The organism is Thermococcus sp. CX2 (assembly GCF_012027555.1).
Lineage (GTDB): Archaea > Methanobacteriota_B > Thermococci > Thermococcales > Thermococcaceae > Thermococcus.
The window spans coordinates 497221-512482 of the sequence record NZ_SNUQ01000002.1; the positions used below are offsets into that span (position 1 = coordinate 497221).

The window sequence follows — 15262 nt, forward strand, 5'->3', positions numbered from 1 at the left end:
GAGGAAGGAAGATGAATGGAGCAGAGCTGATAATTCAGGAGATAAACAGGGAAGCGGAGCAGAAGATACAGTACATACTCAGCGAGGCCCAGAAGGAGGCGGAGAAGATTAAGGAGGAGGCCCGCAAGAGGGCCGAGGCCAGGGCAGAGTGGATACTCAGGAAGGCCCACACTCAGGCCGAGATAGAGAAGCAGAGGATCATAGCCAACGCCAAGCTTGAGGTCAGGAAGAAGAGGCTCGCCGTTCAGGAGGCGCTCATCCAGGAGGTCATTGCAGCCCTGCGCGAGAGGCTGGCTGAACTACCCGACGAGGAGTACTTCCCGATGCTTGTAGATTTGACGGCCCAGGCCATCGAGGAGCTCGGAAGCGAGAGCGTTGTCATTAAGTCCAACGAGAGAACCCTTGAGCTGCTCCGCGGAAGGTTCGAGGAGTTCAAAAAGGCCCTCGAGGAGAAGTTCGGGAAGAATGTTGAGATAACCCTCGATGAGCCAATAAGCACCATAGGCGGCGTCATCGTCGAAACCATAGATAAGAGCGTTAGGGTGGACAACCGTTTTGAGGCAAGGATAGAGAGGTTTGAGAGTGACTTGAGGGCAGAGATTGCCAAGGCTCTCTTCGGGTGAGGCGAATGGAAGCAGGGGCGGTAACTGGAATCCTCAACACAACATTGGCGGTGGTCTTCGTTTGGGTGGGATACAAGACGTCCAAGATAATCTGGAAGTACACCCCCTACTCCTACCCTAACGCGAGGATAAAGGCAATGGAAGCCAAGCTCCTGACCGAGCAGAGGTTCAACGAGCTGGCGGAGAGCAGAACCCTTAACAACTTCGTGGTCAGCTTGGAGGACACTGATTATAAGGGCTACCTCGCGGGTGTTTCAAGCTACACCGTGGAGGAGATAGAGAGGGCCCTGGATAGGGCCTTGGCCGGAACCTACGAGCTCATGGTTAAGATTCTCCCGAAGAGGGTCAGCCCCTTCTTCAGGCTCCTGCTCGAGGAGTGGGACGTCAGGAACGTAACCAGCATCATCAAGGCCAAGAAGGTCGGCGAACCCGCGAGCGACTACGTTAGCGAGATTGGAACCATGGTCCCCAAGGTCAAGGCCATGGCTGAGGCAAAGACGCTCGAGGAGATACTCGTCATCCTTGAAGACACTCCCTACGAAGAGCCATACCAGAAGCTTCTGTTGGGGGAGATGAGCCTTAAGGAGTTCGAGACCGAACTTTACAAGATGTACTACGCCAAGCTCCTTGAATACGCGCTCTCCAGGAAGGACGACGAGAGGGTAATCCTCGAAGAGTTCGTGAGGCTCAAGATAGACAAGACCAACATAATGACCGTCATGAGGGCTAAAGCGGCAAAGATGAGCGCCGAGGAGATAAGGCCTCTCCTCATACCTGGAGGAAGGCTCGGCAGGAGCCTTGAGGCCATACTCCACGTGGACGACTTGAGCATGGCTTTGGCCGAGCTCGACTCCACGAGCTACGGCAAGGTCATCAGGGACGTCAGGGATGAGGTTGAGAAAGACTTGAGCGTCCTCGAGAGGACACTGGAGAGGCACATCAGGGAAAGGATGAACGAGCTGACCAGGTTCTACCCGCTCAGCGTGGCAACGCCGCTCAGCTACATACTGCAGAAGGAGAGCGAGGTCAAGAAGCTCAGGGCGATAGCCAAGCTCATCGACGATGGCCTCAGGCCAGAGATGATAAAGGAGATAGTGGGTGATGTCGCATGAAGATAGCCGTCCTCGGCGACAGGGACACGGCCCTTGGCTTCAAGCTCGCCGGGGCCCATGAGGTTTATTCCTTCGAGGACACGCCCCTCGAAATGGAGAGGCTCAGGAACAAGCTCAACGAGCTCATCGAAAGGGGCGATGTTGGAATAATCCTGATAACGGAGAGATTCGCCCAGAAGGTTGAGCTTTCAGAGGTTACGTTTCCGATCATCCTTCAGGTGCCTGACAAGTCGGGTTCGAGGTTTGGTGAAGAGCAGATTAAGGAGATAGTTAGAAGGGCGATAGGTGTTGAGTTGAAGAGGTGAAGAAAATGGGAAGGATAGTTAGGGTTACCGGTCCACTTGTCGTCGCCGACGGAATGAAGGGCTCAAAGATGTACGAGGTCGTCAGGGTAGGCGAAATGGGACTCATCGGAGAAATCATCCGCCTCGAGGGCGACAAGGCCGTCATACAGGTCTACGAGGAAACGGCCGGTGTAAGGCCGGGCGAGCCGGTCACGGGAACCGGTGCATCGCTCAGCGTCGAGCTCGGTCCGGGTCTGCTCACCGCGATGTACGACGGTATTCAGAGGCCGCTTGAGGTTCTCAGGGAGCTCAGCGGCGACTTCATAGCGAGAGGTCTCACCGCTCCTGCCCTGCCGAGGGACAAGAAGTGGCACTTCACTCCAAGGGTCAAGGTCGGCGACAAGGTCGTCGGTGGCGATATCCTCGGTGTTGTTCCAGAGACCAGCATCATCGAGCACAGGATTCTCGTTCCTCCGTGGGTCGAGGGCGAGATAGTGGAGATTGCAGAGGAGGGCGACTACACGGTTGAAGAGGTCATAGCCAAGGTCAAGAAGCCAAACGGCGAGATAGAGGAGCTCAAGATGTACCACCGCTGGCCGGTTCGTGTCAAGAGGCCCTACAAGAGGAAGCTCCCGCCCGAGGTTCCGCTCATCACTGGACAGAGGACGATAGATACCTTCTTCTCCCAGGCCAAGGGTGGAACCGCAGCCATTCCTGGACCGTTCGGTTCAGGAAAGACCGTTACCCAGCACCAGCTCGCCAAGTGGAGTGACGCCCAGGTCGTCGTTTACATAGGTTGCGGTGAGCGCGGAAACGAGATGACCGATGTTCTCGAGGAGTTCCCCAAGCTCAAGGACCCGAAGACCGGAAAGCCGCTCATGGAGAGAACCGTCCTCATAGCCAACACCTCGAACATGCCCGTCGCTGCGCGTGAGGCCTCCATCTACACCGGAATCACCATAGCCGAGTACTTCAGAGACATGGGCTACGACGTCGCTCTGATGGCCGACTCGACGAGCAGGTGGGCTGAGGCGCTCCGTGAGATTTCCGGAAGGCTTGAGGAGATGCCCGGTGAGGAAGGCTACCCGGCCTACCTCGCGAGCAGGATAGCTGAATTCTACGAGCGTGCCGGTCGTGTGATTACCCTCGGAAGCGACGAGAGGATTGGAAGCGTTTCCGTCATCGGTGCAGTCTCACCGCCGGGTGGAGACTTCAGCGAGCCCGTCGTTCAGAACACCCTCCGTGTCGTCAAGGTCTTCTGGGCCCTCGATGCTGACCTGGCTAGGAGGAGGCACTTCCCGGCTATAAACTGGCTCAGGAGCTACTCCCTTTACATAGACTCCATCCAGGGATGGTGGCACGAGAACGTTGACCCAGAGTGGAGGAAGATGCGCGATAAGGCCATGGAGCTCCTCCAGAAGGAGGCCGAGCTCCAGGAGATAGTCAGAATCGTCGGTCCAGACGCTTTGCCCGACAGGGAGAAGGCCGTCCTCATAGTCACCAGAATGCTCCGTGAGGACTACCTCCAGCAGGATGCCTTCGACGAGGTCGACACCTACTGTCCGCCCAAGAAGCAGGTCACCATGATGAGGGTTATCCTCAACTTCTACGAGAAGACCATGGAGGCCGTTGACAGGGGCGTTCCAGTTGACGAGATAGCCAAGCTCCCCGTCAGGGAGAAGATCGGCCGTATGAAGTTCGAGCCCGAGATAGAGAAGGTCGCTGCGCTCATAGATGAAACCAACCAGCAGTTTGAGGAGCTCTTTAAGAAGTACGGAGCGTGATGCTGATGCCTGGAATGGAGTACTCCACCGTTAGCAAGATTTACGGCCCGCTGATGATAGTCCAGGGCATCAAGGGAGTCGCCTACGGTGAGGTCGTTGAGATAGAGACGGAAAGCGGCGAGAAGAGGAAGGGTCAGGTCCTTGAGGCAAGGCAGGACATGGCCATCGTCCAGGTCTTCGAGGGAACCCGTGACTTGGACATTAAAACCACCCGCGTCCGCTTCACTGGCGAAACGCTCAAGGTTCCCGTTTCCATGGACATGCTCGGCAGGATATTCAACGGTATCGGTAAGCCCATAGATGGAGGCCCAGAAATCATCCCCGAGGACAGGCGCGACGTCCACGGCGCTCCCCTTAACCCGGTCGCTAGAGCTTACCCGAGGGACTTCATCCAGACCGGTGTTTCGGCCATTGATGGAATGAACACCCTCGTTAGGGGTCAGAAGCTCCCAATCTTCAGCGGTAGCGGTCTGCCCCACAACATGCTGGCTGCGCAGATAGCCAGGCAGGCGAAGGTCCTCGGTGAGGAGGAGCAGTTCGCCGTCGTCTTTGCCGCCATGGGTATCACCTACGAAGAAGCCAACTTCTTCAAGAAGAGCTTTGAAGAGACTGGAGCCATTGAGAGGGCCGTCCTCTTCCTCAACCTTGCCGACGACCCGGCAATCGAGAGAATCATCACCCCGCGTATGGCTCTGACAGTAGCTGAATATCTCGCCTTCGAGTACGACATGCAGGTCCTCGTCATCCTCACGGACATGACCAACTACGCCGAGGCCCTGCGTGAGATCAGCGCCGCCCGTGAGGAGGTCCCAGGAAGGCGTGGCTACCCAGGTTACATGTACACCGACCTTGCTACCATCTACGAGCGTGCTGGAAGGGTCAGGGGCAGGAAGGGAAGCATAACCCAGATGCCCATCCTCACCATGCCCGACGACGACATCACCCACCCGATTCCAGACCTCACTGGATACATCACCGAGGGCCAGATAGTCCTCAGCAGGGAGCTGCACAGGAAGGGTATCTACCCGCCCATCGACGTTCTCCCGAGCCTTAGCCGTCTGATGAAGGACGGTATCGGTAAGGGAAGAACCAGAGAGGACCACCCGCAGCTCAGCCAGCAGCTCTACGCCGCCTACGCTGAGGGTAGGTCCCTTAGGGACCTCGTCGCAGTCGTCGGTGAGGAGGCACTCAGCGAGACCGACAGGAAGTACCTCAAGTTCGCGGACAGGTTCGAGAGGGAGTTCGTCGCCCAGCGCTACGATGAGGACAGGAGCATCGAGGAGACCCTTGACCTCGGCTGGGAGCTCCTCGCTGAGCTTCCGGAGAGCGAGCTCAAGCGTGTCAGGAAGGAGTACATCCTCAAGTACCACCCCAAGTACAGGAAGAGGGAGGCTTGACTCCCTCATTTTATCCCTTAGGTGGTCGAGATGGCAGAGCTGCTCAACGTCAAGCCCACCCGTATGGAGCTCCTCAACCTCAAGAGGCGCATTAAGTTAGCCAAGAAGGGCCACAAGCTCCTCAAGGACAAGCAGGATGCACTAATCATGGAGTTCTTCACTATCTACGACGAGGCCCTAAGCTTAAGGCAGGAGCTTAGCCAGAAGATGGAGGAGGCATTTAAGGCCCTTCAGATGGCAGAGATTGACGTCGGAATGCTCCGCCTCAAGGAGATAAGCCTCAGCGTCGAGCCCAACAAAGAGGTGGAGATAAGGAAGAGGAACGTCATGGGCGTTCCGGTTCCGCTCATAGAGGCCGAGGGCTTTAGGAGGAGCGCCAAAGATAGGGGCTACGCCTTCGTTTCCAGCTCGCCGAGGGTCGACTTGGCCGCGGAGAAGTTCGAGGAGGTTCTAGACTTAGCGGTGAGGCTTGCCGAGGTGGAGGAGACCCTTAAGAGGCTCGCCAGGGAGATAGAGGTCACCAAGAGGCGCGTCAACGCGTTGGAATACATCATCATCCCGAGAATGGAGGCAACGGTGAAGTTCATCAAGCAGCGCCTCGACGAGATGGAGCGTGAGAACTTCTTCAGGCTCAAGCGCGTTAAGGCCCTCATTGAGGCGAGGGCGCAGGCCGAGGGTGCCGAGGGCTCGTAGAGCCCCTGGTTTCATGACAACCCTTTTATTTCCTGCCTCCCTTCTTTTAGCGGTGGTGACATGACGGTAAAGCTGTTCTACGAAAACCCCTATCTCTGGGAGGCTGGAGCTACCGTTCAGAAGGTCGAGACGAAGGAGGATAAAATTAGAATCCTCCTTGATAGGACGATTTTCTATCCAGAGGGCGGCGGCCAGCCGTCCGATAGGGGCTGGATATTCGGCGAGGGCTTTGAGATAGAGGTGACCCACGTTTCCGGCAAGGACGAGATATGGCACGAGGGCAAGCTCAAGGGCAGACTCCCGGAAGTTGGGGAACCCGTCAGGCTTCTCCTCGATGCGGATTGGAGATACGAGAACATGCGCCAGCACACGGGACAGCACATACTCTCGGCGGTCTTTAAAGATCTCTACGACGCTAATACGACGGGCTTCCAGATATTTGAGGGGTACAACAAGATAGAGATAGACTATCCGGGAGAACTGACGTGGGATATAATCCTCGAGGTCGAGAAGAGGGCCAACGCGGTTGTGCAGGCTGATCTTCCCATTGAGGTTGAGATTTACGACGAACTGCCCGAGGAGCTCAAGGCTCAGCTCAGAAAGGAGCTCTCCGAGAAGGTCAAACCGCCGATAAGGATAGTTAAAATCCCCGGTGTTGACGTGATTCCCTGCGGCGGCACGCACGTCAAAAGCACCCGGGAGGTAGGGATAATCAAGGTGGTGAACTTCTACAGGAAGAGCAAAAAGCTCTGGCGCATTGAGTTTGCCTGCGGCAATAGGGCTCTTAGCTATCTGAACGAACTCCTCGCGGATTACTGGGAAAGCCTGGATGAGATGCCCAACAAGAACCGTCCACTCTCGGAGAGGGTGAGGGAGCTCAAAGAGGAACTCAAGAGCATGGATGAGTCAAAGGACGCCCTCCGCAGGGAACTCTGGGAGTGGAAGGCCAAAACTCTGCTCAGTAGAGCCGAGGAGGTCGGGAATGTAAAGGTAGTCTCGCACGTTGAGAGCGCTGACATGAAAGATGCCCAAGCCTTTGTAGTTTACCTCGTCGATAAGAACCCCGAGATGGTTGCCCTTGTGGCCGGAAAGAACTACGTCATCTTCGCCAAGAACAGGGACGTCGAAGGAATTTCGATGAACGAACTCCTGAAGGATGTTCTCAGAGAAGTCGGTGGTGGCGGCGGTGGAAGCGAGGTGCTGGCAAGGGGTGGGGGTTTCAAGGCCTCCCCAGAGAAGGTTCTGGAGCTCGCCAGGGAAAAGATTCGTCGTCATCTGTCTTAGCCGTTGAACCTTTTTCCTTTCCTCTATATCATAGCTCAAACTGCATGACGTTTATGTAAACATTATAGCCATTGTCCCGTTGAGCATTGGGATAACTCTGATGTCGAAGCCTGGGAAAGGGCGGGAAAATTCGTGAAGACGGCATCACTCGAGATCCAGCCCTAAGCGTGAGTAAACTATCCTTTTGATTTCTCCTGGAACTTCTGGCTTTGATGTCTCCCTCTCCGCCTTTTTCCTGTCCATAAGACCGTAGCGTACCAGCGCGGCTATCCTCCTGTGCTCAAAGCTGTGGCCGTGCTTCTCCCAGTAGCGCTCCAGCGCTGGCCCTAAGACGAGGCAGTTGGTGGTATAGCCTGCAAGCTCGGGGAGCTTGAATGGGAGCTTTTTGAGTATCTCAAGCCTCTCGCTCTCTGGCATCAGGCTTAAAAGCCTTATCTGGACAATTCCTCCGCTCATGAGCCTGTAGGGATGATGTCCAAAGGGAAGCTCATGCCCGGTGATTATGTAGCGGTAGCCCTTTTTGAGGGCGTATTTTCTGAGCTTCTCCATAGTTCTCTTGGAGCAGCGCCTGCACGGTGACTCCGCCTTTAACAGAGCCTCCCTGAAGATGTCGGAATAGTCGTAGCGCAGAATTCTGAGGGGGACGTTGAGGTGCTCGGCTATCCTTTTAGCGTTCTCTATTGCCTCCTCCGCCATAAGGCCGTGGTCTATCATGACAGCCTCAAGTTCTGGAACTTTGTAGACTTCTTTAGCAAGATAAAGAGCCACTGTGCTGTCTTTACCGCCGGAAAAGGCGAGAATAGCTTTATCGACCTTTTTCATTAGATCCTCGAGCTCTTGCCTTATGGCCTCCCTGTTGAAGGGGTGCCTCAGGTAGACCTGACACTCCCTGCATATCGGCTTTCCGTCGAGGATATCTATCTTCGCTGTTCTCTCGTCGTGGATGCAGAGTGAGCACTTGAGCATAATGGGAAGAAAGAAGGGCAGTTTAAAAAGCTACCTTCTGGAGAATTTTCCCTCTTTGAGGAGTTTCTTGCTTGGAAGATTTGACCGTGCCTTTTCCCCAACCTTTTTGACTTTTTGTCTCCCTGTTCTGCCCGTGAAGAAGCCCACAGTTATCATAGCGTTCCTTAGGAGTATTCCCTGGTTGTTTCTAGTGATGAGCCACCAGAAGAGCACCCCGAAGACCAAGCCGCCCAGCCAGAGGAGTATGATGAAGCTGCTGGCACTCACACCGTTGGGGTTGAGCGTCACGGAGAGGGTCTTGTACACCAAAGCGAAAGCTACCACAAAAATAGTTTCGGTGAGAATGGACAGCTGGGCAGCCTTTCCAACGAGGGCCAGAACTCTACTATCCTCGGTGTACTGCTCTATGAGCCGGGTATCGTGGAGGCCATAAACGAGGGTTCTTGTTATGTTTGCCCCGCTCCTGAAGGCAAGGAAGCCGAATATCGCCGCAATCCAGCTGGCGTTCTTCAGCTGCCAGAAGGCCCAAGCCCCAACCGCTATCCAGACAATGGTATACAATCTCTCTAGGCTCTTCTTTTCGTTTTCGGGGATGTCAAGTCTCAGGACCTTTCTCCAGGTCAATCCGGCGAGGCTTTCAAAGGTCCTAATGAGGACTATGGCCGCGTTGATGAAAAGGAACGTCATGAGAAATAGAAGGGATAAAAACTCGCGCAGCATTGTTTATTCCCTTCTGCATGTTCTGTTGACTGTTTTTAACCTGGGCTTTTGAGGTCTGCGGTTTAGTTCCTGCTTCTCCTTTTCTTCCGATGAACGCGCTTAGGGCGAGCATTGTAATTACGAGCAGCGTTTCCACGACCCCGACAGACCTGTCTATAATGAAGACAGACAGAACGCCCAGAACGACCAGCGTGCCCGGCACAACGGCCATAATTGTGAATATTGCCCTCGCAATGCCTTCTGCGGTATCTCCTTCAGTCTTTTTGGTACTCTCGTACGCTTTGATAAAATCTTCAAGCTTCTCCTCTACCCACCTTCCATGTTACTCCCTGAAGTTAGTTTATTCGGGCGTTTTAATCCTTTCGTGTTTTGGTTCCCTATCACCTCTTCAGAAACTGCCTCTCGATTTCCTTCGCTATTGAGACGAAGGACGGGGCCAGCAGCCCAAGGGAGATCCCGACGGCTGATCTCCTCCCCGCCCTGAAGGGCGAGGGTTCCGCTGAAGAACCCTACCCAACAGGCGGAGAGGTTTGAGGGGTTCCCACAACCTACCTAAAACGGGTTCAAAGAACCCCTCCGGACCGGTCTTAGGCCAATTACCCCTACCCGCCGTCAAACCCAGCAGGCTAATGCAAAACCTTCAGATTTCAAAATACTTGGAGTAAAGCTCCCTCGCCCTATCCTCGCCGACCCCATTTATCAGCACCTTTCCGCTCTGGAAAACGACGACTTCTGCACTGCCGTCCCAGAATCTGATGTGGCTGACACCTCGTTCGTAGTTTATCCCCCTCGCCCTCAGCATCGCGGCTATCCTGTCCAAATCTGCTTTCTGCCCCATGTTGGCCCTAAAAGCACCATCGCAGGTCTCTTCAATCTTTGCCCTCTTCCTCTTCACAAGGGGGACAACGTCCCTTGCAATCCTCCTCGCGCTGAAGAGCGTCAGTGGATCCATTGTCCGGTATATCGCCAGCTGACAGCCGCTTATGCGGACGTCTATGTATTCCTTCGCCTCCATTGCGGCCTTGAGGTACTCCCGGATACTTTCAGCTCTCTCAAAGTCGAGGCCCGCTTTCCTCAGCCGCTCAACGTTCAGCTCGTGCACCGTCAGCGGCTGGAGCATCATCTCGTCCACGCCAAGTGAAGCGGCTAATTCGGCTATCTTTGGTATGTCCTCGTCGTTTATTCCCGGCATGAATATCGTCCTAACGATGGAGCGGACGGATTTATCTCTCCCAACTATTCTGAGCGCGTTGACGACGTTGTCGAAGGTGTCGGCGTTGGTTATGGCCAGGTGCTTCTCTCTGGTGGCCGCATCGAGGCTTATCATAACGAGGTCGAAGTCCAGTTTCTGCCAGAGCTCTTCCGTTAAGAGGGAACCGTTGGTCTGCAGGTCAAGCCTTGCCTCTGGAAACCTCTCGCGGAGCATTCTGTTGACTTCTACGATCCTTGGTGATATCAGCGGCTCACCGTACTGCGAAACCGTTATTGCCTTGGGGTTATCCCAGCCGTAATAGCCTGGTTTAGGAGCTTTTCCGAGTTTTACGGCTACATTTGAATAACAGAAGATGCAGTCGTGGTTGCACGCTGGAGTTAATTCGTAACTTGGGTGGTGGACAGGGTTTGGATTGCTCAAATCTAGCCCCTGACAGAACCGACAGTGAGAGGGATAAGCCAAATCGTCCACAAACTTCTTTAAAAGCCTAGCCTCTTCGTTCTCCAGAATCTGAGGCTCAACGCCCATTTTTCTCGCGAATTCTTCCCACGAATACTTCACGGTTCTCACCGAGGGCGGAGGAGAAAAGGAGTTTAAAAATATGATTGGTCAAAGAAGTCCCATGAGCTTGGAACCATCAAAGACCGGACCGTCCCTGCACACTAGATATGGGCCAAGGTTGCAACTGCCGCACACCCCGATGCCGCACTTCATGTATCTCTCCGCGGAAACCTGGACGTTTCTGTAGTCCATGACACGCAACACTGCTTTTAGCATGGGTTCTGGGCCGCAGGTATAGACCTGGTCAAACTCCTCCTTCCTTTCGGCCAGAACATCGGTGGGAAAGCCTCTCCTACCGGCCGAGCCATTGTCGGTGGTTATTATCAGCTCGTCCACGTAGTTCTCGATATCCATAAGTGCGAGCTCTTCCTTTGTTCTGGCTCCGTAGATAAGGGTGACCTTCTCGAACCTTCCGGCGTTCTGCTTGGCGAAGGCATAGAGCGGTGGAATCCCTATTCCACCTCCAATAAGGGCTATCTTTCTCCCCTTCGGCTCGAACCCATTCCCGTAGGGTCCGCGGAGCCAGAGATAGTCCCCGGGTTGGAGTTCAAAGAGCCTGTCCGTGAACGGTCCAACGCGCTTGACTACTATGAGGTCTTCATCGGCCAGGCTGAAGGGCTTCTCACCGACTCCCGGAAGCCAGGCCATCACGAACTGGCCAGCTTTGAAGTCAAATTTTTTCTCGAACCTGAAGGCCTTAACGTCCCTGGCGACGTCCCAAACCTCTCTCAGCTCAACCCTTTCCAGCATCAATCCTAACCCCCTGTGGCTTTCCGATGATCTCATCATCCTCCATAACGACCTGTCCACGAAGCAGGGTCATTACCACCTTACCCCTAAGCTTTCTGCCTTCCCAAGGGCTCCATTTGGACTTGGTGTAGAACTCCTCTGGCTTTACGACCCACTCCTGTTTCATATCAATGATAGTGAAATCCGCGTCCTTCCCGACATCCAGACCTTTGTTTCTTATTCCAAATATTCTAATAGGATTCGTGTGCATCTTCTCGACGATGTCCTTAAGACTTATCATCCCTCTGTTCGCAGCATCGAGAAGCAAGGCAACTTCAGTTTCAAGTCCTGGAATCCCTGCGGCCCCATTTTCCTTGTCCTCGAGTGTGTGTGGGGCGTGGTCGCTCGCTATGATTGGGATTTTATCGAAGTTCCTCCAGAGGAAAGCCCTATCGCCCGCATCCCTCAGGGGAGGGTAAACCTTGAGGAAGGTGTTCCCTTCGTAGTCTTTCCTTGTCAGGAAGAGGTGATGCGGTGTCACTTCAAAACTCACCCACGGAAGGTTTTTCTTCATGATTAGCTTCATACCCCCGGCTGTTGAGACGTGGCAGATGTTTAGGGGCTTTTTTAATCTTTCGGAGACGTCCAAAGCTTGGCTTATTGCCAGTATCTCCGCCTCCGGCGGCCTTTCGGGACTTTTCATTATTGTACCCGCGTCTTCAGCGTGGACGCTGACTATACCCGGTGCGCACTCAAAGTCTTCCTCAAAGTCCTTCGAGTATATCCCACCTGTCGAGGCGCCCATGAATATTTTGTAGAACTCAGCCTGGACTTTTTTTGCCTCGTCGCAGTTTCCGGCGATGAGAAAACTCAGCGCGTAGTCGGAGTAGGCTTTTCTTTCGAAGGCCTCCTCCCTGAGCCTGAACGTTTCTGCGCTCGTTATGGGCGGGTCTGTGTTGGGCATGTCAAAAACAGTTGTTATCCCTCCGTGGAGGGCCGCCATCGTTCCAGTTTTTATTGTCTCTTTTGGTTTCTGTCTGAAGTCTCTAAGGTGGACGTGGGTGTCTATCATTCCCGGAAGGATAACCTTTCCGCGACCAATCTTCAGGGTTTCTTCTCCTTTCAACTCGCCGAGAGAAATTCGGGAAATTTTGCCATTGAGAATCCCTATGCTTCCTTCTATTAGTTTCCCATCCTTCAGAAACTTCCCTTTTAGAACGAGGTCGTACATAGTGCCCGCACGATGGTGGCATCTTTCGGATTTTAAGTTTTTTGCTTCTTTTGACGGTCGCTTAAATATCTAAAAGACGGCTAACGATTTTTTCGGGTTTCCCCATAACTGTAGTGCCTTTTTAATTGATTTAAACTTCTCCTAACGATTGAAACAGTACAAAAGGACTTATAAGGAACGCAAATCTTGAATGGGGAAATGTGGGAGTTACTATTGGTGATCGCTGTCATGTCTGCATTTTTTCATCGAAGATACTTTTACAAGAACGTAACCCTTAAATAGGCTTTCAATGTATACTATCATGCCATTATACACCACATATGGCGACATTGCCAAAAAGTGAAGGAGGCAGTGGAATATGAAAAAAGCTTTGGGATTGTTTGTTATGGGTTTGATGTTGTTTAGTTTGTTTTTTGTGAACCCAGTGAGTGCAGTGGACTACACCCCAAAGGACATACCACTTAACAGTGACGAGGCCAAGGCTAGGTTCACTGCTGACCTTCAGTGGTACCTCCAGTACGGCCACTTCGTTATCAGCAACGGTCCGTACATTCTCGCCATGTACTCCCCGGAGAACCTCTACCTCAAGCTGGAGAAGTACACTGGGGACAGGAATATATTCACCAACGACCCGAACCTCCTGAAGGACGGTTACGCTGATGTTATTGAGTACCAGGGTGTCCAGAACCCTGAGAACGTTATCCTCCAGATTGCCAAGGGTGAGTACGACATCGGTCTGTTCGCCTTCCCGGCTGGTAGGTACCAGGGTCTTGGTGCTGACGTTCTGACCAACCTCAACCTCTACAAGAGTGCCAGCTCCTACAACGAGCTGACCTTCAACACCTACCACGACCCGGACAAGGATGCTCCGATCGTCACCGTTGGTGACCAGGTTTACTTCAACCCGTTCGCCATCAGGGAAGTTAGGTTCGCCATGAACTGGCTCATCAACAGGGACTACATCGTCCAGAACATCTACCAGGGTAGTGGAGCCGCAATGCTTGGCTGTATCAGGCCGAGCCACCCGGCCAACAAGTACTTCGTGCCCGTTTACGAGGCCCTTGGAATGAGCACCAGCGGCAACGAGGACTTTGCCCTCAAGATAATAAACGACGCTCTGAACGAGGCCGCCCAGCAGGTTGCCCAGTACGGCCACACCCTTGAGAAGGGTGGCGACGGTAAGTGGTACTTCGACGGTCAGCCGGTTACCATCAAGTTCATCATCCGTATCGAGGACGAGAGGAAGGAGATTGGTCTCTACGTTGCCGACCTCCTCGAGAAGAAGGTCGGATTTACCGTTGACAGGCTCCTCTGGGACAGGCAGAAGGCCGGTCAGGTCGTCTTCGCCAAGCCGCCGAGCAACTACGAGTGGAACATCTACACTGGCGGTTGGGGTGCCGGTGGACTTCCGAGCGTCTGGATTGATGACTACACTGCTTGGTTCTACGCTGCCTGGTACGGATACGTCCCAGGTGCAGTTGAGCCGAAGCACGAGAACACTGTGACCGTTGAAGAGGCCCTCAAGTACATCGGCAACGGTGACGCCAACGCTGGCCTCCAGAAGCTTGGTACCGAGTACTACAAGACCGCTGACAGCCTTGGTCCAATGCTCCAGTGGACTGAGGAGGAGCTCACCTACCTGCTGACCTACTTCACCACTGCAGGTGCTGAAGGCACTCCGCACATCAACGCTGACCTCATCCCCGAGGAGCCGATTAAGATAACCACTGCTGGCCAGTACTGGGACCTCCAGAAGATAAGCATGCTCATAGGTGTCATGGAGAGCGAGAGGGTCTTCCTCATTGAGGCCTGGGAGTTCTACCCGGCCAACAAGCAGAGGGTCACCAAGATCAACGCCGAGGCCAGCACTGGTATAAGCAGCCGCTGGAGCGTTATGAGTGCCGAGACCCCAGACAAGCACCTCAAGATTGCCCAGTTCGCTTCAACCGGTGCCATGTTCATGAGCGCCTTCAACCCGATTGGAGGTCTCAATGACGTTTACTCCACCAGGGTCTGGAACCTCATCAGGGACTACGGTGGAGCCAACAACTTCGACGGTATCTTCACTCCGTACAGGTGTACCTGGACCCTTGAGAGGGGAGACTTCAAGGTTCCAGACGATGCAGTCATTTACAACCAGACCCAGGGATGGATTGCCGCTCACGCCGGCGAGGACGCCCACGTTAAGGTTACCGTCAAGTGTGACATCGGCACCTGGCACAACGGCGTGAAGGGCAGTGTTGACGACATCAAGTACTATGTGGCCTTCCTCTACACCTGGGCTTACAAAGACGGTGCCGACGACCCGTACTACGACGAGGGCCTTGGTGGAACTGCCGGTGCTCTCGGCAACATCCTCGGCTGGCAGTGGACTGACGATGGCTACGTCGTCTACGGTACCTACGAGCACCCGCTCGCCGACGACATGACTGCAGGATTCTACGTCTTCTACCCGCAGATGCCGTGGGAGCTCTACTGGGCCATGGGTGAGCTCGTCGCCAAGAGCAAGGAGTACGGCATCGACAAGACCTACTCCTTCAGCAGCGGTGCTGAGGGTGTCCTCTGGCTCGACCTCCTCACCAAGGACCACGTCGATGACCTCGCCATCGTCATCCAGAAGATGTCAGGTATAAGCCTCGAGGACATCACCAAGACCACGACCACC

At 54.1% G+C, this 15262-nt stretch carries 13 protein-coding genes and 1 pseudogene; 9 read left to right on the top strand and 5 right to left on the bottom strand.

From position 1 onward, the window contains the following. Positions 1-11: 11 nt before the first annotated feature. Genes E3E23_RS06905 through E3E23_RS06935 form a run of 7 tightly spaced genes read left to right on the top strand, consistent with a single transcriptional unit; the run spans position 12 to position 7177 of the window. A complete protein-coding gene (locus tag E3E23_RS06905) occupies positions 12-623 on the top strand; it encodes a V-type ATP synthase subunit E (RefSeq protein ID WP_167907391.1) in 612 nt (203 codons plus the stop codon). Between the two features lie 5 nt (positions 624-628). Then, entirely contained in the window at positions 629-1735 is a 1107-nt protein-coding gene (locus tag E3E23_RS06910; protein WP_167907392.1) for a V-type ATP synthase subunit C, read from the top strand. Then, on the top strand, positions 1732-2040 hold the full coding sequence (locus tag E3E23_RS06915) for a V-type ATP synthase subunit F (protein WP_068664894.1): 309 nt from the start codon (positions 1732-1734) through the stop codon (positions 2038-2040). Before E3E23_RS06910 ends, E3E23_RS06915 begins: the two co-directional genes overlap by 4 nt. 5 nt (positions 2041-2045) lie before the next feature. Beyond that, positions 2046-3803, top strand: a complete 1758-nt coding sequence (locus E3E23_RS06920) for an ATP synthase subunit A (protein WP_167907393.1) — start codon at positions 2046-2048, stop codon at positions 3801-3803. A gap of 5 nt (positions 3804-3808) precedes the next feature. Then, positions 3809-5200 carry an ATP synthase subunit B gene (locus tag E3E23_RS06925; protein ID WP_167907394.1) on the top strand — a complete coding sequence of 464 codons (1392 nt, stop codon included), beginning with the start codon at positions 3809-3811 and terminating at the stop codon, positions 5198-5200. A 30-nt stretch (positions 5201-5230) separates the two neighbouring features. Beyond that, a complete protein-coding gene (locus E3E23_RS06930) occupies positions 5231-5893 on the top strand; it encodes a V-type ATP synthase subunit D (protein WP_167907395.1) in 663 nt (220 codons plus the stop codon). A 60-nt stretch (positions 5894-5953) separates the two neighbouring features. Then, positions 5954-7177: a DHHA1 domain-containing protein gene (locus E3E23_RS06935; protein WP_167907396.1), complete on the top strand. Its 1224-nt coding sequence runs from the start codon at positions 5954-5956 to the stop codon at positions 7175-7177. 144 nt (positions 7178-7321) lie between these two features. On the opposite strand, the gene E3E23_RS06940 is transcribed toward E3E23_RS06935, so the two are convergent. Beyond that, entirely contained in the window at positions 7322-8143 is an 822-nt protein-coding gene (locus E3E23_RS06940; RefSeq protein WP_167907397.1) for a 7-cyano-7-deazaguanine synthase, read from the bottom strand. A 30-nt stretch (positions 8144-8173) separates the two neighbouring features. Continuing rightward, entirely contained in the window at positions 8174-8830 is a 657-nt protein-coding gene (locus tag E3E23_RS06945; RefSeq protein WP_240920755.1) for a hypothetical protein, read from the bottom strand. 402 nt (positions 8831-9232) lie between these two features. Between E3E23_RS06945 and E3E23_RS06950 the strand changes: the two genes are divergently transcribed. Next, a complete protein-coding gene (locus E3E23_RS06950) occupies positions 9233-9397 on the top strand; it encodes a hypothetical protein (RefSeq protein ID WP_167907399.1) in 165 nt (54 codons plus the stop codon). Between the two features lie 346 nt (positions 9398-9743). On the opposite strand, the pseudogene E3E23_RS06955 reads toward E3E23_RS06950, so the two are convergent. The 3 genes and pseudogenes from E3E23_RS06955 to E3E23_RS06965 form a co-directional block, all read right to left on the bottom strand. Next, positions 9744-10604, bottom strand: a pseudogene (locus E3E23_RS06955) (radical SAM protein); the annotation flags it as partial. An 81-nt stretch (positions 10605-10685) separates the two neighbouring features. Beyond that, a complete protein-coding gene (locus E3E23_RS06960) occupies positions 10686-11387 on the bottom strand; it encodes a dihydroorotate dehydrogenase electron transfer subunit (RefSeq protein WP_167907400.1) in 702 nt (233 codons plus the stop codon). Next, positions 11371-12597 carry a dihydroorotase gene (locus E3E23_RS06965; RefSeq protein WP_167907402.1) on the bottom strand — a complete coding sequence of 409 codons (1227 nt, stop codon included), beginning with the start codon at positions 12595-12597 and terminating at the stop codon, positions 11371-11373. The genes E3E23_RS06960 and E3E23_RS06965 overlap by 17 nt, the downstream gene beginning before the upstream one ends. 358 nt (positions 12598-12955) lie before the next feature. Here E3E23_RS06965 and E3E23_RS06970 point away from each other — a divergent pair. Beyond that, positions 12956-15262, top strand: a 2307-nt coding sequence (locus E3E23_RS06970; RefSeq protein WP_167907404.1) for an ABC transporter substrate-binding protein, incomplete at its 3' end; no start/stop codon positions are given.

Coding starts and splice junctions, on each gene's coding strand:
- E3E23_RS06905 (WP_167907391.1), top strand. CDS start 12: ATGAATGGAGCAGAGCTGATAATTCAGGAGATAAACAGGGAAGCGGAG.
- E3E23_RS06910 (WP_167907392.1), top strand. CDS start 629: ATGGAAGCAGGGGCGGTAACTGGAATCCTCAACACAACATTGGCGGTG.
- E3E23_RS06915 (WP_068664894.1), top strand. CDS start 1,732: ATGAAGATAGCCGTCCTCGGCGACAGGGACACGGCCCTTGGCTTCAAG.
- E3E23_RS06920 (WP_167907393.1), top strand. CDS start 2,046: ATGGGAAGGATAGTTAGGGTTACCGGTCCACTTGTCGTCGCCGACGGA.
- E3E23_RS06925 (WP_167907394.1), top strand. CDS start 3,809: ATGCCTGGAATGGAGTACTCCACCGTTAGCAAGATTTACGGCCCGCTG.
- E3E23_RS06930 (WP_167907395.1), top strand. CDS start 5,231: ATGGCAGAGCTGCTCAACGTCAAGCCCACCCGTATGGAGCTCCTCAAC.
- E3E23_RS06935 (WP_167907396.1), top strand. CDS start 5,954: ATGACGGTAAAGCTGTTCTACGAAAACCCCTATCTCTGGGAGGCTGGA.
- E3E23_RS06940 (WP_167907397.1), bottom strand. CDS start 8,143: ATGCTCAAGTGCTCACTCTGCATCCACGACGAGAGAACAGCGAAGATA.
- E3E23_RS06945 (WP_240920755.1), bottom strand. CDS start 8,830: ATGACGTTCCTTTTCATCAACGCGGCCATAGTCCTCATTAGGACCTTT.
- E3E23_RS06960 (WP_167907400.1), bottom strand. CDS start 11,387: ATGCTGGAAAGGGTTGAGCTGAGAGAGGTTTGGGACGTCGCCAGGGAC.
- E3E23_RS06965 (WP_167907402.1), bottom strand. CDS start 12,597: ATGTACGACCTCGTTCTAAAAGGGAAGTTTCTGAAGGATGGGAAACTA.